The following is a 19264-nucleotide window of genomic DNA, read 5'->3' as shown; positions in this document are numbered from 1 at the left end:
GCCCGCCTGGTTTCGTCGGACCAGAGGGGGCACCGCGGGTCCTACCTGGGTATTACTTGGTGGGTCTGACCAAGCCCGTTTCATATCCCAGGACGACGAGGGCGACCCGGTCCCGCAGCCCGGTCTTGGCCAGGATCCGGCCGATGTGGGTCTTGACCGTTGCCTCGGACAACGTGAACAGCCGGGCGATCTCGGTGTTCGACAGGCCGCGGGCCACCTCGACCAGGACCTCGCGCTCACGGGCGGTCAGGTCGGCCAGGTCGGGGCGCTCGGTCTCGGCGTCGGGCAGGGCGCCGGCGAAGTGCTCCAGCAGGCGTTTCGTCGTACTGGGGGAGACCACCGCGTCACCGGAGTACACCTGCCGGATCGCGGACAGCAGATCGGCCGGCGGGGTGTTCTTAAGCAGGAAGCCGGCGGCACCGGCCTTGATCGCGGCGAACGCGTATTCGTCCAGGTCGAACGTGGTCAGCACGATCACCTTGGGTGCCTGCGGCAACGACTGGAGCCGGCGGGTCGCCTCGACCCCGTCCAGGCGGGGCATCCGGACGTCCATCAGGACGACGTCACACGCGGTCACCTGGATCTTCTCGATCGCCTCGCCGCCGTCGCCGGCCTGGCCGACCACGCGCATGTCCGCCTGCGAGTCCACGAGCATCGTGAATCCGGCCCTGACCAGCTCCTGGTCGTCCACCAGGAAGACCCTGATCACGTCGTTGTTCACACCTTCACCTCGCTTCGCTCGGTTCCGGCGTGACCAACAGTGTTGCTGTGCCTATTGTTCACTCGCTGCGCTCGCTCATGTCTCTCCTCCAGTGGGCAGGTCGTACGGGAGCTTGGCGATCACCTCGTAACCGCCGCCCGCCTTCGGTCCGGCGCTCACCGTACCGCCCGAGATCGAGGCGCGTTGCCGCATCCCGACCAGGCCGTGGCCCGGATCGGAGGTCGGCGCGACTCCGCCGCCCCGGCCGTCGTCGGTGACCACCACGGTCAGCATCTCGCGCCCGAAGTCCAGCTGCACGGAGGTGCGCGCTCCCGGCCCGGCGTGTTTCAGCGTGTTGGTCAGCCCCTCCTGCACGATCCGGTACGCCGTCAGTCCGAGCAGCGCGGGCAGATCCCGGGGCTCGCCGGTCACCTCGTAGTCGACGGTCAGCCCGGCGTCGCGGACGTTGTCGATCAGCTCGGGCAGGCTCGAGACACCAGGTTGCGGGCGCGGCTGGTTCGGGTCGAGCTCGGGCTGCTCGTCCTGTTTCAGCAGGCCGAGCATCTTGCGCATCTCGGTCAGGCTCGCACGGCCGGTGTCGCCGATGGTGGCCAGCGCCTTCTTCGCCTGCTCCGGTGACTGGTCCGCGGCGTACAGGCCGCCGTCGGCCTGGACGATCATGATCGACAGGCCGTGCGCGACCACGTCGTGGATCTCCCGGGCGATCCGGGTCCGCTCGTTGCTCACCGCCAGCTTGGCCTCACGGTCGCGGTCACGCTCCAGCTGGTCCGCGCGTTCCTCGAGCTGGGCGACGTACAGGCCGCGGGTCCGGCGGCGCTCGCCGAAGGCCCAGACGCCGAAGACGAGGGCGCCGAGGGCGACCATCATCGTGATCTGCTGCTTCCAGTCGCCACCGTTGTAGTAGCGCGCGGTCGCCATCAGGACGCCGAGACCGCCGACGCCGAGGGCGATCCGGCTCAGCGGGACAGCGCCGTACACGGAGATGGCGTAGAGCGCGACCAGCAGGCCGACGTTGCCGGCCATCAGCTCGACCCCGGCCAGCCACTGCAGCACGGCCAGCGCCGAGACGCCGAAGAAGACCAGTTCGGGGTGGGTGCGGCGCCAGATCAGCGGGATCAGCATGCCGAACGCGAGGATGCCGGCGAACCCGGCCTGGGCGACGGAGAAGAAGCCGAAGAACAGCGTCAGCCCGCCGGCGAGCAGCAGGTCGAACGCCTTGCTGCGGGCAGGCACGGGCCGCGCGGTCAGGATCCCCGTCATGCGGGCCAGGGTACGGGTTCGGTCCGCGCCGGAGGTCAGCCTCCGGGCGGATGCCGCCGTACGACCGGGGTCTACTTGTGCGGTCGGGTGGACAGCGTCGGCTTCGCCTCGAGGCCGGACAGACCGTTCCAGGCCAGGTTGACCAGGTGCGCGGCGACGTCCGGCTTCTTCGGCTTGCGGGCGTCCAGCCACCACTGACCGGTGAGCGCGACCATGCCGACCAGCATCTGGGCGTACATCGGGGCGTTCTTCGGGTCCAGGCCGCGGCGCTTGAACTCCTCGGCCAGGATGTGCTCGACCCGGGTGCCGACGTCGCTCAGGATCGAGATGAACGAGCCGCTCGACGACCCGACCGGCGAGTCGCGGACCAGGATCCGGAAGCCGTCGGAGTTGTTCTCGATGTAGTCGAGCAGGGCGAGTGCCGCCTGCTCGACGAGTTCGTGCGCGCGGCCGGCCGTCAGGGCACCGGTGACGCCGTCGAGCAACGCTCGTACCTCGCGGTCCACGACGACGGCGTACAGGCCTTCCTTGCCGCCGAAGTGCTCGTACACGACCGGCTTGGAGACCTCGGCGCGTGCCGCGATCTCCTCGACCGAGGTCGCCTCGTACCCCTTCTGGGCGAACAGGCCCCGGGCGATGGTGATGAGTTGCTCGCGACGCTCGGCACTCGTCATCCGGACTCGGCCGGACCGCCGCGGTTTGGGTTCCGTCACGTCGAGATCACGTCAGCATCATGCCGTACTTCGGTGTTGCCGGGTGGGTGTTTTACGGTCAGGCCGCTTTCAATGTACGGGAGGCGGCGTCGGCCCGGCGGGCCTCCAGGCGCTCCCGGACCGGCCAGCGGACGTCGCTGACCCAGCCCAGCTTCTCGAAGAACCAGATGCACCGGGCGGACGTGTCGAGCTGTCCCTTGAGTACGCCGTGCCGCGCGCAGGTCGGATCCGAGTGGTGCAGGTTGTGCCACGATTCACCCTGACTCAGGACCGCCAGCCACCACACGTTGCCCGACTTGTCCCGGCTCTTGAACGGCCGGTCGCCGATCGTGTGGCAGATCGAGTTGATCGACCAGGTCACATGGTGCAGCAGCGCGATCCGGACCAAGCTGGCCCAGAAGAACGCGGTCAGCGCGCCCTCGATCGACCAGGACCACAGCCCGCCGATGACGGCCGGCAGGAGCAGGGAGACGGCCACCAGCAGCGGGAACATCCGGGACACCTTGACGATGTCGCGGTCCTTCAGCAGGTCCGGCGCGTACTGGCGCTGCGGAGTCTGCTCGGTGTCGAACAGCCAGCCGACGTGCGCGTGGTAGAAGCCCTTGGTCAGCGCTCCGAGGGTGTTCCCGTACTTCCACGGGCTGTGCGGGTCGCCGTCACGGTCGGAGAACTTGTGGTGCTTGCGGTGATCGGCCACCCAGCGGATCACCGGCCCCTCGATCGCCAGCGAGCCGGCGATGGCCAGCGCGTACTTCATCGGCCGGTTCGGCTTGAAGGACTTGTGCGTGAACAACCGGTGGAAGCCGATCGAGATGCCGTGCCCGGCGATCGTGTAGAAGACCACCGCGAGGACGACGTCGTGCCAGCCGAGGAACCCGCCCCACGCGATCGGCACCGCCGCCAGCACCGCCAGGAACGGAATCCCGATGAACAGCGCCAGGGCGACCTGCTCCCACGGGCGCTTCTGCTCACCCCCGAGCGTTCCGGTGTCGACATCGAAATCGTCGGCCTGCTGGGCGCGGGTCGGCGCCTCCGGTGCGGCAACGGCGGGTGGAGTCATCAGGTTTTCCCTCGGGTGGGGGACAGCTTACCTACGCTACCGTAACCTACGGAGGCGTAGGTAAGGAACCCCTCAGCGTGTTGCCGGCCCCACTCATGGCAAACTGTCCCGGCAACCACGATCCCCCGTGGGGTAATCGGCAGCCCGCGAGACTTTGAATCTCGAAGACCAGGATCGAAACCTGGCGGGGGAGCTAGAAGTACTGGATCCTGCCCGCGCGGTGCTACGCGCGCTCCTGCCGTCGCGTGCTGCGCGCCGCCTCCCACCCACCCGAAAACGGTGCGTGCTGCGCGCGTTCCTGGTGCTACCGCGCGGAGTGCCGCGCTACCGCGCGGGGTGCCGGCTTGTCGCCGGGGTTCCGGGCTTTCGCTCGGGGTGCGTGGGCTGCCGCCCACGACCTGCTCGCTATCGCTCGCACCGACCGCGCCGTGGTCCCGCCCGCACTCGCTCCGTCTACCCTGCCGCGGGCTGCCGATCGTGTTCGTCGACACCGACGAGCAGGGCTGCAGTCCTCAACGCGTCACCTCGGAAACCGCAAGCACGTGCCGCGGAGAGGAAGGCGCGGTCATGCCGATGGCAGCGTGTTGGCGTCAAGCGAGGCTCGCCGGGCGCCGTACTGCGCAGGCCTACGCGTTCAGCACGAAGATGAACTCCTCGATGCCGTCGTCGGATGCCGGCGCCTCCGCCTCCTGGACGCGATCGCGCCGAAAGCCGCACTTCTCCAGAACGCGCATCGAGCCCACGTTGTGCGCCGCGACATGGGCGTACAGCGGCCGGATCGGCACCTCGTCCACCAGCAGGGCGAGCGCCTGCGTCGCGACGCCGCGGCCCCAGAACTCGCGTCCGACCCAGTAGCCGAGCAGACGCTGCCCGTCGTCCGGCCAGCAGCCGATGTTTCCCGCCACCATGCCATCGGCAACGATGGTGCGTACCACCAGGGTGTCGTCGGCGCGGAGTTTCGCCCAGTGCGCCGCGAACTGATCCTTGTCGCGAGCCGGAAACGCCGCCATCTCGACCGCCCGCGGATCCGCCTGGTGGTCGAAGAACACCTCGAGGTCCGGGTCTTCGACACTCCTGAGACGCACCGTGGGTGTCACGTCGTGGACCCCGGTCATGTCCAGTCACTCCTTCGCGATAGGGCTCGGTCATCTGCGTCGACCACCCGTGGGTCCGCGGGCGGGCACCCGAGACCGACCACCGCCGGGCACCCACCACCTCGACGACCCGACTCTGTCACCGGCCACCGACAAAATGAGTCCGCAACGTCTTGATCTGCCGCTCACGGTGAATCGCGATCGAATTGCGTCAGGAGAGGGCGACAACCACTTTGCCGAGGGTGCGTCCCTCGCCGACGTGAGCAAGCGCTGCGGGAACCTCTTCGAGCGCGAAGGTGCGGTGGATGTGGATCCTGATGTCCCCGGTGACACAGCGGGCGGCCAGCGGCTCGAAATGGGCTGGCCCCTCCTTGACGGCGAGGATCCCGATGGCGCGACCGGTGAGTCGCCCAGCCAGCCAGCCGAGGGTGAGCAGGCGCAGCAGCGTGGGCACCGACCCACCTACGCAGCGATAGGTGCCGCCGGGTGCCAGCGCACGCCGGTATGCGAACACCGACCGGTGCGCGACCAGGTCGAGGATCAGGTCGTACGGCTGAGTGGTCCGGGTGAAGTCCTCCTGGCGGTAGTCGATCACGTCATCCGCGCCGACCGACCGCATGAAGTCCAGCTTGGCGGCGTTGTCGACACCGGTGACGTGGGCACCGAGCCGCTTGGCGAGCTGGATCGCGAACGATCCCGACCCTCCGCCGGCGCCGTTGATCAGCACCCGGCGACCCGGCGCGGCCCTCTCCGTGCCCTGCAGGGCGATAGCGCCCGCCTGCGGGATCGTCGACGCCTCAGCGAACGTGAGTTGGGCCGGTTTGCGGGCGAGCGCGGACTCCGGCGCGAGCGCGTACTCCGCGAAGCCACCCATCAGCCTGAGGTTGTCGCCGTACACCTCGTCTCCGGGCCGGAACCGGGTCACTCCTTCACCGACGTCGTCGACCAGGCCGGCGATATCCGATCCGAGCGTCCGGCGAGCCGGGACGCGCAGCCCGCCGATCCGCGCGTACGCCGGCGAGCCGCGCAGGCACTCCCAGTCGCTGAGGTTGACCGAGGTCGCGGCGATCTTCACGCGCACCTGGCCGGCGGCGGGCGAGGGGACCGGGATGTCCTCGACCCGCAGCACATCGGGCGACCCGTACCGGTCGTAGACGACAGCCTTCACGCCCGCCCCGCGGTCCACCCGGTCATAGTGGCAACCTAGCAAGCCCGACGCTCGACGACACGGACCTCAGGCGAGCGGAGGTGTGGAACGGGCTCGGACGGACAGGTGGGCTCAGGTGGCGGCGTCCCACTGGTAGTAGTCGGGCTCCGGGTCGACTCTGAACCGAACGGCATCGATCGTCGTCATCCCGCTGAGCCAGGCCTTCGAGATCCGGTGCCCGCCGTCCATCAAGCGCCCGTCCGCCGACAAGATCACCGGGTAGCTGAGATCGGCTTTCTGAATGAGGTCGGCATGCCGGGCGACCATTCGGCAGGTGACGGCCCTGCCTCCGAACCAGCAATCCTCGTCGAACTCCCGGATTGCGTCGATCGGCACGGATTCGACAGGAAGATCTTCGGCCAACTTCCAGAGGCGTTCGGTCAGGTAGAAAGCTCGACCGCCGGGTACCGCGCGTGAGTGTCGTTCAGGCATCGCACCATCATCACCCGCTGAGCCTCCCGCCGGGCGCCCTTTTACGCGCCCCAGCCGGAACTCGAGGAGCTGGAGCTGGGATATACGTCAGATGTCGAGCGCGGCGATGATGCGGGAGCTTGCGTCTGCCTTGTCGTTGCCGCCGACACCGAAGACGATCTCGATACCCAGCTCTGTGCAGACTTCTGCCTCGGAGATTTCGCCGGCGTTGCGGCGGTCGCCGCCATTGGCGAAGAGGAGCTGATCACCTGGGAACTTCGACCGTACGTCGGCGAGGCTCTGCCGGACCGATCCGTCGACGTCGGTGGCAAGGAGAACCATGTCGACTACGCGGATGCTCTCGACGATCTCCATTCGATCGTTCTCCGCCATGATGATCCGGCCCTTTTTCAGCATCTGCTGGCTGTCGTTGTTGACGATGACAAGCAACATATCTCCGAGCTCGCGCGCCGCACGCATCATTCGAAGGTGACCGACATGCAAGGGGTTGAAATAACCGCTGACAATCGCGAGCGTCCGATTCATCCCGGGAGCATACCTGGCGAGTCGCGGTACGCTGCGCGAATGCCCGAACTGGTGTCGAAGCGCGCACAGGTCGCGCGCATCCGCCGTACCGCCGTGCGGGCAATCGCGGACTATCCGGTCGACGAGTCACGCCTGTCGTTCATCGCGCACGGAGAGAACACCACGTTCCGGGTCGACTCCCGCGATGGGCGATTCCTGATGCGCGTACATCGGCGAACCGGCACGGCCCTGGAGTCGATTCGCGGGTCGCGGTCGGATCGGAGCTCGCTTGGCTGTCTGCGTTGCAGGCAGACACGGACCTGAGCGTGCCGACGCCGATCCAGTCGCGCCGCGGACAGTGGACTACCGTCGCCGACGGCCGCGTCTGCTCGGTCCTCGGCTGGCAGGGCGGACGAATGCAGGCGGCCAATCCGCGGCCCGTGCACTTTCGGCGGTTGGGTGGCGTTCTCGCCCGTTTGCACGATCACGCTTCGGTGTGGGCTCCGCCATCCGGGTTCGTACGTATGCGGTGGGACTGGGAGACCTTCTTCGGCAACACCATGGAGTACGGCGGTGTGTCCGCGGCCGGGTGCTGGGACCTGCTGCCGGCGCGGGTACGCGCGCAGTTCGACGAGGTCGCGCGCCGGATGCGTACTGTCATGGCGGAGCTCGGATCGAAGCCGGAAGTGTTCGGCCTGATCCATGCTGACCTGCATCTGGACAATGCGCTGTTCGACGGTGATGCGGTGCGGGTGATCGACTTCGACGACTGCGGATTCGGCTACTGGCTCTACGACATCGCCGTACCGCTGTGGGACAACCGCAACCACGCCGACTACCCCGCGTTTCGTGCGGCGCTTCTCGGCGGCTACGGCGAACGCCGCGAGCTGCCCGATCTCACCCACCTGGACGACTTCATCGCCACCCGAGAAGTCGCCTTCGGGCTGTGGTTCGCCGGGATGGCCCAGGTCAATCCGGCCTTCGCGGCCGACCTGAACAAGGTGATGGCCCACACCCAACGCTCACTCGACCAACTGCTCTGACCGTCGCGCGCCTGCACCAGTTCCCGAACAGAAACGTCTGGCTCCGCGTGCTGCGTGCACTTGCAGGCGGACCTTGTCTGCGGTATCGGCTGTGCTCAGGTGCAGGGACCTGTTCGGAAGTCGGCGAGTGTCATGGTCAGTTCGCTGGCGGCCGGATCTGCTGACTCCGCTTTCAATCCCCCCATGTTTACCTGGCCGTACTTCAACCTCTTCAAGCCATCCACCGAAAACGTTGCGTGGCCCGTTCGCGGAGATCCTGTGCTGCTCCAGGCATGGAGCGAATACTCGGTCTTGACGCGGAGCGGCTTCCGCTCGCCCCGGGGTTGCCAGTCGCCACCCCCGGACAGCGGAAACTGTACGAAGCCGGAAGCCGCTGGGGTGATGACCCAGGTCGCCACCGGGGTCATGATCGGCGACTGACCCGGATCCGCCGAAGGGGTCTCGCTGTAGATCGTGACGCCGTCGACGTGCTCGCAGATCTGCATCACCGCGACAGGTTGCCCGGCCGCGTCGACTGTCAGACCCATGAATCCATCGAGCGGAGGCTCGCAGGCGACCAGGGACCCAGTAGCGCAACACACCAGGGCAGCCACCAACGCGCGACCGAACCTCGATGCCATGCGCGCAGGCTAGTGGGCCGCAGCCACATGGCGGCGGAGCCGTTAGTGGCTTGGTGTCGGACCGTTACGCCCCCGCCACCTCCTACCGCCTTGCAGGAACGAGGGGTGCGGGTGCCGGTGAGTGCGGGTCGAGCAGGACGGCGGTTGTTGCCCGCGGTCGGCTGCGTCCCCTGGTCGTCGGCCCGTGGTTGGTCGGAAGGCGGCGTCGGTGACGGCTGCGGATGTGCTTCAGCGGGACGGGACGGCGGCAGCTGGACTGCGGCGGTGGCACAGGGAGCGGAGGGCGTTCCAGGTTGCCCAGGCGATCGCGACGTTCGCAGTTGCGGCGACGGTCCAGAGGGCGATGAGAAAGGGGACTAGCGCGTTGCCGTCGACCGGGTCTACGAGGCCCAGCAGTATCAGCGGTGTTGAGGCGACGTAGCTGACGTAGGGGACTGTCAGGCCGGCTGGTGCGGTGCCGAGCCAGAGGTACCTGATGAGGTCGAAATCCAGGACGTAGACGTAGGTCGCCAGCAGCAGCACTGCCAGGACGTAGATGGCGCCGCCGATGCGCCATGCCCTGCTCATCCTCGTCATGAACCCACTATCGAAACGGGTGGCTGGGCGTTACCGGATTCGTCGTCACAGGCCGAAGGCGTAGCCCTGGATGAGGATGGTCAGGCCGATGGCTATCAGGACTGCGGGGAGGAGGAGGTGGCCCCAGCGGGTGAGGGATTTGGCAATCAGGGGGCGGGTTGCGACGTAGTGGCCGGCGGCGCACCACAGGGCTGTGCCGATGAGGGAGACGATGGTGAAGATCGCCGTACCGGTGGGGCCGGTGGTGGCGAAGACGGGGATGTAGACGCCGATGTTGTCGCCACCGTTGGCGAAGGTGACGGCGGCTACTTGCCAGATGGTCGGGCCCGGAGCGTCGCGGTCGCTTGGTGCATCGTCGGGCTGGTGGCGGGTTTGCCAGGTGGTCCAGGCGGCGCGGAGGCCCAGGGCTAGCGGCAGGAGGCCCAGGTACGGGACGACGGAGGAGGGGAGGAGTCCGGTGCCCAGGGCACCGAGGATCGAGGTGGCGAGGATGGCTGCGAATCCGGCGTACTGGCCGGCTACGACTCGCAGCGCTCCGGAGCGGCCCTGACCGTGTGCCCGGCCGAAGAAGAGGGCGAGGAGCACGATGTCGTCGACGTTGGTGACCGCGAACATTCCGGCTGCCTGGCCGACCAGGCCCAGCTCCACTCACTACTCCAACCGATCGCCGACCATCGCCGGCCCACCCTATGCGGCGGTCTGCTGATCCCGCGGATGTCTCCTACGGTCGGTGGCGGCGTGCCTTGGATGTTCTTCGCCGTTCTTTGTAGGGGACGAGGCTGGCGGGCGGGAGCGCGGTGGCGAGTGTGTCGTGTTGGTGGCGGGTGATGCGGAGGGCGATTGACTGGGCTTCGTCGGCGAAGGAGGCGATGTCTTGGTTGGTGGCGTTCCAGATGGTGGCGTCGTACGCCCAGGGGGCGAAGGTCATGAAGGCTGACCAGAGGTCGTTGGGGGCAGCTTGGAGGATGCCGGTTTGGGCGTAGCCTGCGCGGTCGATTCGGCCAGTTCGGGCGGCTGCGGTGCGGAGGACTTCGGCGGCGGCTTCGACGTCTGGCGGCCAATCTGTGCCGCCGCTCGGTACGTCGGTCTCGAAGTGGTGGGCGGAGTCTTGCAGGGTCTGGAAGATCAGGCGGCATGCGTGCAGGACGTCGGCCCGGCTCCAGCCGTCGCTGTCGAGCACGAATGTCTCAAGGGTCTTCACGGCGTTCCTGCGAGGAATCGGCGGATGTGGTTGGACCAGGTTTGTGGGGTTTCGAAGTGGCACATGTGGGCGGTGTTGGGGATGACGGCCAGTTGGCTGCCGGGGACGGCGGTGTGGAGGCGGTGGGCCAGTTGGACGGGGAAGCCCATGTCTTTCTCGCCGTGGAGGATGAGGGTGGGCTTGGCGAAGGTGCGGAGGAGGTGTTCGGGGTCGCCGTGGAACCAGGGGCGCATGAGGCCTTGGATTGCGCGTTCCTCGGACCAGTCGCCTTGGTCTGGGCCCAGGGCTTCTAGGAGTTCGAGGTAGGCGGGGGCGAGGTCGAGGTTCCAGACGAAGATGGTGGAGTTGCGGAGGGCACCATTCGCGGCGTCTTCGGTGCGTTGGCGGCGTTCGTACTCCTGCCAGCCTGTTAGGTATTGGGCGCTTTCGGTGGTGTTGTAGGCGCTGGTCGATGCCAGGATCAGGCGGCGGACCTGCTGCGGGTGCTTGTCGACGAAGGCCATCGCGGCCCGGCCGCCGGTGGAGAAGCCGAGGAGGTCGACCTGGTCGAGGGCGAGCTTGTCGATCAGGCGGTGGGTGTCGCGTACGACGTACTCCGGCTGGAGCTCGTCGTCCGGGAGACCGCGTGTGCTCCGGCCGCAGCCGCGGAAGTCGAAGAGGATGATGTGGTGGTCGCGGGCCAGGGGCTCGAAGCCGGGGAGCAGGTAGCCGTGGCCGACGTCGGGGCCGCCGTGCAGGACGACCAGCGACGGTCTGTCGGTGCGTTGGCCGAGTTCGCGGACGAACAGGGTGACGTCGCCGACATCCACGAAACTCTCCATGCGGGGGAGCATGCCAGAGCTTGCCGACAGTCAGGCTGGGTCATGAGAGAGTCGCGAAAGTGACCACAACGCCGCCTATCGAGAACGTTCGGGTTCTTCATCGCACGGGGCAGTGGTGTCCCGGTCGCCGGGTCGGAGAGGTTGTCGCATACGACGTACGGATCCTGCCTGAGTATCAGGTGGCTGGACGACCGACCGTCGATCGCAGCTATCTGTTGCTTGACCAGGGCATCCAATTGACGCGGCCGGTCGTGTTCGAAGGCGCGGTGGAGGGCTGGTGGTACGTCGACCTGGTCGAGGTTGAACGCACCGAGGCCGGACTAGTCGTCCATGACCTCTACGTCGACTTCCTGGTACCACCCGGTGCTGATCGCTACCACGTCCTGGACCTCGACGACCTTGCTGATGCCGTGGACAGTGGCAAGCTCACAGCTGCCGGGTGCGCGACCGTGCTCAGGAATGCTCAGCGCTTTGTCGATCGGCATCTGCGCGGCACCGAGGAGGGCTCGGTCGAGCCTCCGCCGCAGTTCCCGCCGGTGAGCATCGGACCGCTCGCGTCGCTTCCATCCTTCTTCGACCGCAGCGGGTCGGTCACTCGATGACGCAGAAGATGGTGCCGTCGGGGGCCGCGAGTACGACGAAGTCCGCGTCTGGTGGGTAGGTCCAGTCCTCCACGCGGGTGGCGCCGAGACCGAGCAGGCGGTCCACCTCGGACTCCAGGGTGGACGTGGTGCGGTCGACCCAGAGGTCGAGGTGCGTACGGTCGGTCTCGTCGAGGTGGAGCCGGGTCGCCGGGCCGCCCGGCGGGATGAGGAAGTCCGGGTTGTCGGCGGAGGCGTCGTACCCCAGGGCCTGTTTCCAGAACTCGGCCGCAGGACCGATGTCCTTCACGTTCAGCACGATCGCTCCGAGAGTCAGGCCCATGTCTGTGCTCCTATCCGTCAGTGCGGGATGACGACGATCTGGTGTTCGTCTTCGTAGAGGATCCGGCCGGGGTCGGGGGAGGTGTGGCGGGTGCAGGGGATGGTGTGGGCCTCGAGGATGGTGAGGTAGCCGGGGATGCGGGTGAAGAGGTGGGTGGCGGTGGGTTTGAACCAGGCGGCGGCGAGCGGGTTCTCGGCGTAGACGGTGGGGTCGACGTCCGACGGGTTGGTGTACGTGGCGTCGTACCAGGCGTTGTTCTCGCGGCGGAAGGCTTCCTCGTCAGGGGTGAGGAGGCCGCGGTGCCCGAGCTGGTTGACCAGGCCGAAGATGCCGATGTGGCGGCCGCGGTGGTCTGGGTGCGGGCTCTGGTAGCGGATGTACACGGCTGATGAGTACCACGCCGGCGGATCGAGCACGGAGAGTGACCGCGGAGGCAACGTGAGACCGGTCACGGCCGGGGGATCTGGTCAAGGGCGTTCTGATGAGCAAGTAGGCTTGCGCGGGCACTGGTTCGAGTGCCCATGCTGATACTTGTTCGAGAAACTCGCAGGGAACTCGAGGAGAAGACCGCGTGACTTCCCATCGCCCCGCGGCGGTCGTCATCATGGCCGCCGGGCTCGGAACCCGGATGAAATCGGCGACCCCGAAGGTGTTGCACGAGATCGGCGGGCGCAGCCTCGTCGGGCACGCCGTGGTCACCGCCCGGGCCCTCGCGCCCGAACACCTGGTGGTCGTGGTCGGCAACGGCCGCGAGCTGGTCGAGGCCCACCTCAAGGACGTGGACCCCGGCGTGAAGACCGCCGTCCAGGAGCAGCAGCTCGGCACCGGTGACGCGGTCCGGGCCGGGCTGACCGCCGTACCGGCCGACTTCGACGGCTCGGTGATCGTCACGTCGGGCGACGTACCGCTGCTCGAGGCGGAGACGCTGCACGAGCTGATCGCCGACCACGACAAGCACGGCAACGCGATCACGGTGCTGACCGCGCGGGTGCCGGACCCGACCGGGTACGGGCGGATCGTGGCGGGCGAGGACGGCACGGTCGCCGCGATCGTCGAGCACAAGGACGCGACCCCGCAGCAGCGTGAGATCGACGAGATCAACGCCGGGATCTACGTGTTCGACGCGGCGACGCTGCGCGACGGGCTGAGCCGGCTGACCACCGATAACGCGCAGGGCGAGCTGTACCTGACCGACGTACTGGCGATCGCCCGCAACGACGGCAAGCGGGTCGGCGCGCACGTCACCGAGGACGCGATGCAGACCGAGGGCGTCAACGACCGCGTCCAGCTGGCCACGCTCCGCGCCGAGCTGAACCGCCGGACCCTCGACCGGCTGATGCGCGACGGCGTCACCGTCGTCGACCCGAACACCACCTGGGTCGACCGGACCGTCCAGATCGCCCGCGATGTCACCCTGCTGCCGAACATCCAGCTGCACGGCGGAACCACCGTGCAGACCGGCGCCACGATCGGTCCGGACACAACGCTCACGGATGTGCAGGTCGGCGCCGGCGCCACCATCATCCGGACGCACGGGTCGAGCTCGGTGATCGGCGACGGAGCGAATGTCGGCCCGTTCGCCTACCTCCGCCCGGGCACCAGGCTGGGCGTGAAGGGCAAGATCGGTACGTTCGTCGAGACCAAGAACTCCAGCATCGGGGACGGCGCGAAGGTGCCGCACCTGACGTACGCCGGGGACGCGACGATCGGCGACGGCGCGAACATCGGCGCCGGCACGATCTTCGCGAACTACGACGGCGTCGCGAAGCACCCGACCCACATCGGCAAGCACTCGTTCATCGGCAGCAACTCGGTCATCGTGGCGCCGCGGACGGTCGCCGACGGCGCCTACCTGGCCGCCGGGACCGCGCTGACCGAGGACGTCGGGCCGGGCGAGATCGCGGTGGCCCGGGGCCGGCAGCGCAACATCAAGGGCTGGGTCGCGCGCAAGCGGGCCGGGACGAAGACCGCCAAGGCGGCCGAAGAAGCTCTGGCGGCGGAACAGGCCGCGCAGGGCGACACTGGCGAGACGGCGTAACGGGAGGCTGGGCCATGAGCGGGATGAAGCGAACCACCGAGAAGAACCTGATGGTGTTCTCCGGCCGGGCCCACCCCGCCCTGGCCGAGCAGGTCGCCGAGCAGCTCGGCGCCGGCCTGGTCCCGACGTCGGCGTACGACTTCGCCAACGGCGAGATCTACGTCCGGTTCGAGGAGTCGGTCCGGGGCAGCGACGCGTTCGTGATCCAGAGCCACACCTCGCCGATCAACGAGTGGATCATGGAGCAGCTGATCATGGTCGACGCGCTGAAGCGGGCGTCGGCCAAGCGGATCACCGTGGTGCTGCCGTTCTACGGGTACGCGCGGCAGGACAAGAAGCACCGTGGCCGCGAACCGATCTCGGCCCGGCTGATGGCCGACCTGTTCAAGACCGCCGGCGCGAACCGGCTGATCTGCGTCGATCTGCACACCTCGCAGATCCAGGGCTTCTTCGACGGCCCGGTGGACCACCTGATGGCGCTGCCGATCCTGAGCGAGTACGTCCGGAACAAGTACGGCGACCAGCAGCTGGCCGTGGTCTCCCCGGACGCCGGCCGGATCAAGGTGGCCGAGCAGTGGTCGGCCCGGCTGAACAACGCACCGCTGGCCTTCATCCACAAGACCCGCGACATCGAGCGGCCGAACGAGACGGTCGCGAACCGGGTCGTCGGTGAGGTCAAGGGCCGGGTCTGCATCCTGGTCGACGACATGATCGACACCGCCGGCACGATCACGAAGGCGGCCGACGCGCTGTACGCCGACGGCGCCGCCGGCGTGGTGATCGCCGCGACCCACGCGATCCTGTCCGGTCCCGCGGTGGACCGGCTGAAGAACTGCCAGGCCAGCGAGGTGATCGTCACCAACACGCTGCCGATCGCGGAGGACCGCCGGTTCGACAAGCTCACCGAACTGTCGATCGCACCGCTGATCAGCCGGGCCATCCGCGAGGTCTTCGAGGACGGCTCGGTGACCAGCCTGTTCGAGGGCCGCGCCTAGACAGCAGTGGTACGGCGCCTGGCGCCATACCACTGCTGTTCGATCTCAGGCTTCGATCCGGCGTCCCGTCAGCCTCCCGGTACCCGTCTCCACAACCTCGGTCAGACTCCCCGGCGCGAAGACCGTGAACCGGTAGGTCGCCGAGATCTTGCCGTGGGACAACACGCCCCTCAGCTGCACCCGGACCGTCGGTCCGACCGATTCCGGACCTTGCTCGCCCGGGAAGCCGGTCCAGAACGTCGCCCGGAACGACTTGCCCTTCGATGACCAGCTTCCGGTGAACGGCGGTCCGGCCGGGCTGATGTCGTGCTCGACAAGGACGCCGCCTCCGGCGAAGCTCAGGACGAGCGTGACCTTGTCGGGCGTACCGTCGTCCTGCCGCACGCACATCCAACTGCCGAGCAACCCGTTGTCGTTGCCCGCCATCGCCGGCGTGGCCGTCGCTAGTCCGGCGATCGCCACACCACCCGCCGCGATGCCCGCACCCCTCAGCGCCTGGCGGCGCCCCATTGCGTTCTCACCCATTGGATTTCCCTCCCCAGAGATCCGCTGTTCCTTCCACGCTGCACCCGGCACCAGGCCGTGACAACGGTTCGGGAAGCTTGACGACTAGGGGTAGTGCGTTGCCTCCTCGCCGTACTAGGCGACAGCGGTACGCCGCCACGCGTAGTAGGCGATCGCGATACCGCCTGCTGCCATGGGGATCTGGACGGTCAGGCCGATCCATCCGTTGCCCGGGACGACGAAGCTGATCACGACGAAGAGCACGAGCAGCGGGACCCAGCGGGGTACGGCGCGCGAGCGCCACAACCCGACCACCTGGACCACCGTGCCGACGGCGACCAGCAGCGCGCCGGCGAGCATCGGCCCGAACAGGTGCAGCAGGTCGTCGTTGGCGCTGTCGATCACCGGCGTACCGGCCGTGGCGTCGACTCCGGTGACGAAGTAGTACGCCGCCGCGAGCCCGCCGACGCCGACCGCCTGGAACGCGATGCCGATCCACATCATGAATCCGCCCGCCGTGGCCCAGGCGGCTCCACGCGCGCGGACGAGGTAGGTGGTGAGGAACGCCTGGGCCGGCACGCCCAGGAGCGCGCTCGCGGCGAGGATCACCAGGAGCCCCCACCAGCGGTCCCGCAGCGGCTGGATGTCGGCGTACGCGTAGGTCTCGCCGCTGCCGGCCGGTTCCGGCCAGAGCACTCCGCCGGGCGTCGCGATGAGGTTGCTGATGACGAGAACCAGGCCGACCGCGCCGATGCGCCGGCGGGTGACCGGGTCGGCGGACGGAGCGACGGTTGGCCGGACAGTTTCGGTGGACATGCTGACCCCCTGCGAGAGAAATCGGACAGGTTCAGCGAACGCCCGATCCCCCGGGCCGCACATCGGAGCGGGTACGGACGCCGCCCTCCGTGCTGGCTCGGAGCCGTTCGAGGGGCCCCGGTCTTACTCTGACGACATGCGGTGGCCGCGGTGGGTCGCGCTCGGTACCTTCCTGATCGTCGGTGCGATGGTCGCGGGGAGTTGCTGGCTGCTGATCGCGTACCGCACCGGGCCGCACACGCTCCGGAACTTCGTCGGCCTGGCCGCGATCGGGGTCGCGATCGCCGTTCTCGGGCTTGCTGTCAGCCGGCGCGAACCGGCCAACCCGGTCGGCGCGATCCTCGGCTGGATCGGTGCGATCGTGCTCTTCCTGACCGCCCGCGACGTCTACTACAACGCCGTGGTCCACGATCCCGGACGGCTGCCGCTGGACAGCAGGGTCGTGGCATGGCTCGAGGAGAGCGGCTGGTGGTTGCTGGTCGCGGTGGCGTTCCTGCTGCTCTACTTCCCGACCGGGCATTTGGTGAGCCGCCGCTGGAGAGTGGTCCCACCTGCCTTGCTGCTGCTCGGCGTGCTGCAACAGGTCTTCGGCGTGTTCGCGTCGGAGCCCTTCCTGTCGCCGTTGCAGGATCTGCCCAGACCGTACGACCCGCTGTCAGGAGTCCCCCGGGTTGTGAGCGACGTCGAGTTCTTCGGCTTCCTCGTCCTGTGCCTCGCGGCGATCATCCCTGTGGTCATCCGCTACCGAAGGTCGACCGGCAAGGTCAGGGCCCAGCTCAAGTGGCTGATGCTCGCCGGTCTGGCCGCGGTCCTCTATCCGTTCGTCTGCGGCGCCGAGATCGTCGTCACCGGCGGCACCGGCATCGTGGCGACAGTCTTCGGCCTCATCGCCCTGGTGTCCCTCCCGGCGTCCGTCGGCGTGGCGATGCTCCGGTACGACCTGTACGACGTCGACCGCGTGGTGGCCGACACCGTCACCTACGGCATCGTGATGGTGGTCCTCCTCGGTACGTACGCCGTCGCGGCCGTGACACTCGGTCTGGTCGTGAGCGACTCCGCAGCCGTCGCCGCGGCCGCTACCGCTGTATGCGCGCTGATCCTCTCCCCACTCCGGTCCCGTCTGCAGCGCTCGGTCGATCGGCGGCTCTACCCACCACGTCGTGCTGCTCTGCTCGCGATCGAGGACCTACAGCGACGGATCCACACCGAGCAGGCGCAGCCGGAGGAGCTGGAGTCCGCTCTGCGCACCGCACTGCGCGATCCGGCGTTGCGGGTCGGTCTGCTCGTCCCAGGGGCTTCTGGATTCGTCGATGCCGCCGGTACGCCGGTCAGCGGACCACAGTTGGTTCCGGTGATGCTGGGTGGTGCGCAGATCGGCGTACTCGCGTCGGATGCGACGAGTCCCGCCGTACTGAAGGCCGTTGCGGCCGGGGCGGCCAGTCTGGTCGAGGTGACGCGGTTGCGCGCCGAGCTGGCCGGTGCGTTGCGTGAGGTCGAGGCCAGCCGGGCGCGGCTGGTGCAGGCGGGTGATGCCGAGCGGAGGCGACTCGAGCGGGATCTGCACGACGGTGCGCAGCAACGGCTGGTCTCACTAGGCATGGCGATGCGGTTGGCACAGCGGCACCTGGGCGACGGTTCGGTCGATGTGAACGGACTGCTGGATCAGGGGGTCGCGGAGCTGACGACTGCGGTCGCCGAGCTGCGGCAGATCGCGCACGGGCTGCGGCCGGCGAGCCTCGACGACGGATTGCACGCGGCGTTGAGCGCGATCACCCAGTCGATGCCGATCCCGGTCCGCCTGCAGATCCCGTCCGAACTGCCCGAGGAGCTGGCCACGACGGCGTACTTCGTCGCGGCCGAGGCGGTCACCAACGCCGCGAAGTACGCGAACGCGACGTCGATCACGGTCCGGGTGGCCCGGTCCACCGGCGAGGTGCGCGTGCTGATCGAGGACAACGGGTGCGGGGGAGCGGCGCCGAGACCGGGCTCCGGTCTGAGCGGCCTGCTCGATCGGGTCGCCGCGGTCGGCGGTTCGCTGGAGCTACGCAGTCCGGCCGGCCGGGGTACGACGGTCGAGGCGGTGCTGCCGTGCGGATCGTGATCGGGGAGGACTCGGCGCTGTTCCGGGAGGGGCTGGCGCGATTGCTGGCCGACGCCGGGCACGAGATCGCCGGCCTGGCCGTGGACGCGCCCAGCCTGTTGACCACGGTCGCCGAGACGACTCCGGATCTTGCGGTGATCGACATCCGGATGCCACCCGACCACACCGACGACGGCGCCCGGGCCGCCCGCCGGCTCCGGATGCAGAACCCCGAGCTGGGCATCGTCCTGCTCTCCCAGCACGTCGAGACCCGGCACTCGGTCGAGCTCGTCGCTACCGGCCGCTTCGGCTACCTGCTGAAGGACCGCGTACTCGCGCTCGACGAGTTCCTCGACGCGCTCGACCGGGTCGCCTCCGGCGGATCGGCCCTCGATCCCGAGGTCGTCGCCCGGCTGATCGGACGCCAGCGCGCCGACGATCGCCTGGCCCCGTTGACGCCCCGCGAACGCGAAGTCCTCGCGCTGATGGCCGAGGGTTGCACCAACGTCGGCATCGGCCGCCGGCTGTTCCTGACCGAGCGGACCGTGGAGACGCATGTCGGCAGCATCATGGCGAAGCTCGGCCTGATCACCAACGAAGAACAGCACCGCCGGGTGCTCGCCGTACTGGCCTATCTTGGAGACCACTGACCGCT

General features: G+C 68.3%; 24 protein-coding genes and 1 tRNA gene. 8 read left to right on the top strand and 17 right to left on the bottom strand.

Annotated elements, in window-relative coordinates; genetic code table 11:
* Window positions 1-52: 52 nt before the first annotated feature.
* From ACZ6O0_RS20260 to ACZ6O0_RS20245, 4 genes are all read right to left on the bottom strand, one after another.
* Window positions 53-721 carry a response regulator gene (locus tag ACZ6O0_RS20260; RefSeq protein ID WP_465766485.1) on the bottom strand — a complete coding sequence of 223 codons (669 nt, stop codon included), beginning with the start codon at window positions 719-721 and terminating at the stop codon, window positions 53-55.
* A gap of 75 nt (window positions 722-796) precedes the next feature.
* On the bottom strand, window positions 797-1981 hold the full coding sequence (locus ACZ6O0_RS20255) for a sensor histidine kinase (RefSeq protein ID WP_465766484.1): 1185 nt from the start codon (window positions 1979-1981) through the stop codon (window positions 797-799).
* A gap of 71 nt (window positions 1982-2052) precedes the next feature.
* The gene (locus tag ACZ6O0_RS20250; protein ID WP_465766483.1) at window positions 2053-2655 is read right to left on the bottom strand and encodes a TetR/AcrR family transcriptional regulator; all 603 of its coding nucleotides are present in this window, start codon (window positions 2653-2655) and stop codon (window positions 2053-2055) included.
* Window positions 2656-2752: 97 nt separating this feature from the next.
* Window positions 2753-3754, bottom strand: coding sequence for an acyl-CoA desaturase (locus ACZ6O0_RS20245; protein WP_465766482.1), 1002 nt, complete (start codon window positions 3752-3754; stop codon window positions 2753-2755).
* A 121-nt stretch (window positions 3755-3875) separates the two neighbouring features.
* On the opposite strand from ACZ6O0_RS20245, the gene ACZ6O0_RS20240 reads away from it, so the two are divergent.
* Window positions 3876-3947 (top strand) — tRNA-Gln (locus ACZ6O0_RS20240).
* A 433-nt stretch (window positions 3948-4380) separates the two neighbouring features.
* Here the strand turns inward: ACZ6O0_RS20240 and ACZ6O0_RS20235 are convergent.
* The 4 genes from ACZ6O0_RS20235 to ACZ6O0_RS20220 form a co-directional block, all read right to left on the bottom strand.
* Window positions 4381-4869: a GNAT family N-acetyltransferase gene (locus tag ACZ6O0_RS20235; RefSeq protein WP_465766481.1), complete on the bottom strand. Its 489-nt coding sequence runs from the start codon at window positions 4867-4869 to the stop codon at window positions 4381-4383.
* A gap of 190 nt (window positions 4870-5059) precedes the next feature.
* Complete coding sequence (locus tag ACZ6O0_RS20230; protein ID WP_465766480.1) at window positions 5060-6034, bottom strand: NAD(P)-dependent alcohol dehydrogenase; 975 nt, start codon at window positions 6032-6034, stop codon at window positions 5060-5062.
* Window positions 6035-6127: 93 nt separating this feature from the next.
* Complete coding sequence (locus ACZ6O0_RS20225) at window positions 6128-6418, bottom strand: hypothetical protein (protein WP_465766479.1); 291 nt, start codon at window positions 6416-6418, stop codon at window positions 6128-6130.
* 156 nt (window positions 6419-6574) lie between these two features.
* A complete protein-coding gene (locus ACZ6O0_RS20220; RefSeq protein ID WP_465766478.1) occupies window positions 6575-7012 on the bottom strand; it encodes an adenylyltransferase/cytidyltransferase family protein in 438 nt (145 codons plus the stop codon).
* A 39-nt stretch (window positions 7013-7051) separates the two neighbouring features.
* Here ACZ6O0_RS20220 and ACZ6O0_RS20215 point away from each other — a divergent pair, with 39 nt between their 5' ends.
* Window positions 7052-7315, top strand: coding sequence for a hypothetical protein (locus ACZ6O0_RS20215; protein ID WP_465766477.1), 264 nt, complete (start codon window positions 7052-7054; stop codon window positions 7313-7315).
* A complete protein-coding gene (locus ACZ6O0_RS20210; RefSeq protein ID WP_465766476.1) occupies window positions 7294-8034 on the top strand; it encodes a phosphotransferase enzyme family protein in 741 nt (246 codons plus the stop codon). Before ACZ6O0_RS20215 ends, ACZ6O0_RS20210 begins: the two co-directional genes overlap by 22 nt.
* A gap of 95 nt (window positions 8035-8129) precedes the next feature.
* Here ACZ6O0_RS20210 and ACZ6O0_RS20205 read toward each other — a convergent pair whose 3' ends face one another.
* The 5 genes from ACZ6O0_RS20205 to ACZ6O0_RS20185 form a co-directional block, all read right to left on the bottom strand.
* Window positions 8130-8561 carry a hypothetical protein gene (locus tag ACZ6O0_RS20205; protein ID WP_465766475.1) on the bottom strand — a complete coding sequence of 144 codons (432 nt, stop codon included), beginning with the start codon at window positions 8559-8561 and terminating at the stop codon, window positions 8130-8132.
* A 321-nt stretch (window positions 8562-8882) separates the two neighbouring features.
* The gene (locus ACZ6O0_RS20200) at window positions 8883-9230 is read right to left on the bottom strand and encodes a hypothetical protein (RefSeq protein ID WP_465766474.1); all 348 of its coding nucleotides are present in this window, start codon (window positions 9228-9230) and stop codon (window positions 8883-8885) included.
* A 45-nt stretch (window positions 9231-9275) separates the two neighbouring features.
* Window positions 9276-9878 carry a cadmium resistance transporter gene (locus ACZ6O0_RS20195; protein ID WP_465766473.1) on the bottom strand — a complete coding sequence of 201 codons (603 nt, stop codon included), beginning with the start codon at window positions 9876-9878 and terminating at the stop codon, window positions 9276-9278.
* A 73-nt stretch (window positions 9879-9951) separates the two neighbouring features.
* Window positions 9952-10431 carry a hypothetical protein gene (locus ACZ6O0_RS20190; protein WP_465766472.1) on the bottom strand — a complete coding sequence of 160 codons (480 nt, stop codon included), beginning with the start codon at window positions 10429-10431 and terminating at the stop codon, window positions 9952-9954.
* Window positions 10428-11252 carry an alpha/beta fold hydrolase gene (locus ACZ6O0_RS20185; RefSeq protein ID WP_465766471.1) on the bottom strand — a complete coding sequence of 275 codons (825 nt, stop codon included), beginning with the start codon at window positions 11250-11252 and terminating at the stop codon, window positions 10428-10430. Before ACZ6O0_RS20185 ends, ACZ6O0_RS20190 begins: the two co-directional genes overlap by 4 nt.
* Before the next feature lie 179 nt (window positions 11253-11431).
* Here ACZ6O0_RS20185 and ACZ6O0_RS20180 point away from each other — a divergent pair, with 179 nt between their 5' ends.
* On the top strand, window positions 11432-11854 hold the full coding sequence (locus tag ACZ6O0_RS20180; protein WP_465766470.1) for a DUF402 domain-containing protein: 423 nt from the start codon (window positions 11432-11434) through the stop codon (window positions 11852-11854).
* Here ACZ6O0_RS20180 and ACZ6O0_RS20175 read toward each other — a convergent pair.
* Both ACZ6O0_RS20175 and ACZ6O0_RS20170 read right to left on the bottom strand, forming a co-directional pair.
* On the bottom strand, window positions 11844-12176 hold the full coding sequence (locus tag ACZ6O0_RS20175) for a VOC family protein (RefSeq protein ID WP_465766469.1): 333 nt from the start codon (window positions 12174-12176) through the stop codon (window positions 11844-11846). The two genes, ACZ6O0_RS20180 and ACZ6O0_RS20175, sit on opposite strands and share 11 nt — an antisense overlap.
* A 17-nt stretch (window positions 12177-12193) precedes the next feature.
* A complete protein-coding gene (locus ACZ6O0_RS20170; RefSeq protein WP_465766468.1) occupies window positions 12194-12559 on the bottom strand; it encodes a hypothetical protein in 366 nt (121 codons plus the stop codon).
* A gap of 188 nt (window positions 12560-12747) precedes the next feature.
* On the opposite strand from ACZ6O0_RS20170, the gene glmU reads away from it, so the two are divergent.
* Window positions 12748-14214, top strand: coding sequence for a bifunctional UDP-N-acetylglucosamine diphosphorylase/glucosamine-1-phosphate N-acetyltransferase GlmU (gene glmU, locus ACZ6O0_RS20165; protein ID WP_465766467.1), 1467 nt, complete (start codon window positions 12748-12750; stop codon window positions 14212-14214).
* A 14-nt stretch (window positions 14215-14228) separates the two neighbouring features.
* On the top strand, window positions 14229-15209 hold the full coding sequence (locus ACZ6O0_RS20160; protein WP_465766466.1) for a ribose-phosphate diphosphokinase: 981 nt from the start codon (window positions 14229-14231) through the stop codon (window positions 15207-15209).
* Window positions 15210-15254: 45 nt separating this feature from the next.
* Here the strand turns inward: ACZ6O0_RS20160 and ACZ6O0_RS20155 are convergent, their stop codons facing one another.
* Window positions 15255-15734: a hypothetical protein gene (locus ACZ6O0_RS20155; RefSeq protein ID WP_465766465.1), complete on the bottom strand. Its 480-nt coding sequence runs from the start codon at window positions 15732-15734 to the stop codon at window positions 15255-15257.
* Between the two features lie 114 nt (window positions 15735-15848).
* Complete coding sequence (locus ACZ6O0_RS20150; protein WP_465766464.1) at window positions 15849-16529, bottom strand: hypothetical protein; 681 nt, start codon at window positions 16527-16529, stop codon at window positions 15849-15851.
* 136 nt (window positions 16530-16665) lie between these two features.
* Here ACZ6O0_RS20150 and ACZ6O0_RS20145 point away from each other — a divergent pair, with 136 nt between their 5' ends.
* Window positions 16666-18630: a sensor histidine kinase gene (locus ACZ6O0_RS20145; RefSeq protein ID WP_465766463.1), complete on the top strand. Its 1965-nt coding sequence runs from the start codon at window positions 16666-16668 to the stop codon at window positions 18628-18630.
* Entirely contained in the window at window positions 18618-19259 is a 642-nt protein-coding gene (locus ACZ6O0_RS20140) for a response regulator transcription factor (RefSeq protein WP_465766462.1), read from the top strand. The genes ACZ6O0_RS20145 and ACZ6O0_RS20140 overlap by 13 nt, the downstream gene beginning before the upstream one ends.
* Window positions 19260-19264 lie beyond the last annotated feature (5 nt).

Source organism: Kribbella sp. NPDC048837, assembly GCF_055586945.1.
The sequence above is the reverse complement of the archived record's forward strand: the minus strand, read 5'-3'. Positions and strand labels throughout refer to the sequence as shown.

Excerpts from the sequence above, each read along its gene's own strand:
- ACZ6O0_RS20160 (WP_465766466.1), top strand. The coding sequence starts at position 14,229 with ATGAGCGGGATGAAGCGAACCACCGAGAAGAACCTGATGGTGTTCTCC.
- ACZ6O0_RS20145 (WP_465766463.1), top strand. The coding sequence starts at position 16,666 with ATGCGGTGGCCGCGGTGGGTCGCGCTCGGTACCTTCCTGATCGTCGGT.
- ACZ6O0_RS20220 (WP_465766478.1), bottom strand. The coding sequence starts at position 7,012 with ATGAATCGGACGCTCGCGATTGTCAGCGGTTATTTCAACCCCTTGCAT.
- ACZ6O0_RS20155 (WP_465766465.1), bottom strand. The coding sequence starts at position 15,734 with ATGGGTGAGAACGCAATGGGGCGCCGCCAGGCGCTGAGGGGTGCGGGC.
- ACZ6O0_RS20250 (WP_465766483.1), bottom strand. The coding sequence starts at position 2,655 with ATGACGAGTGCCGAGCGTCGCGAGCAACTCATCACCATCGCCCGGGGC.
- ACZ6O0_RS20255 (WP_465766484.1), bottom strand. The coding sequence starts at position 1,981 with ATGACGGGGATCCTGACCGCGCGGCCCGTGCCTGCCCGCAGCAAGGCG.
- ACZ6O0_RS20200 (WP_465766474.1), bottom strand. The coding sequence starts at position 9,230 with ATGACGAGGATGAGCAGGGCATGGCGCATCGGCGGCGCCATCTACGTC.
- ACZ6O0_RS20245 (WP_465766482.1), bottom strand. The coding sequence starts at position 3,754 with ATGACTCCACCCGCCGTTGCCGCACCGGAGGCGCCGACCCGCGCCCAG.
- ACZ6O0_RS20205 (WP_465766475.1), bottom strand. The coding sequence starts at position 8,561 with ATGGGTCTGACAGTCGACGCGGCCGGGCAACCTGTCGCGGTGATGCAG.
- ACZ6O0_RS20185 (WP_465766471.1), bottom strand. The coding sequence starts at position 11,252 with ATGGAGAGTTTCGTGGATGTCGGCGACGTCACCCTGTTCGTCCGCGAA.
- ACZ6O0_RS20235 (WP_465766481.1), bottom strand. The coding sequence starts at position 4,869 with ATGACCGGGGTCCACGACGTGACACCCACGGTGCGTCTCAGGAGTGTC.
- ACZ6O0_RS20150 (WP_465766464.1), bottom strand. The coding sequence starts at position 16,529 with ATGTCCACCGAAACTGTCCGGCCAACCGTCGCTCCGTCCGCCGACCCG.
- ACZ6O0_RS20175 (WP_465766469.1), bottom strand. The coding sequence starts at position 12,176 with ATGGGCCTGACTCTCGGAGCGATCGTGCTGAACGTGAAGGACATCGGT.
- ACZ6O0_RS20215 (WP_465766477.1), top strand. The coding sequence starts at position 7,052 with ATGCCCGAACTGGTGTCGAAGCGCGCACAGGTCGCGCGCATCCGCCGT.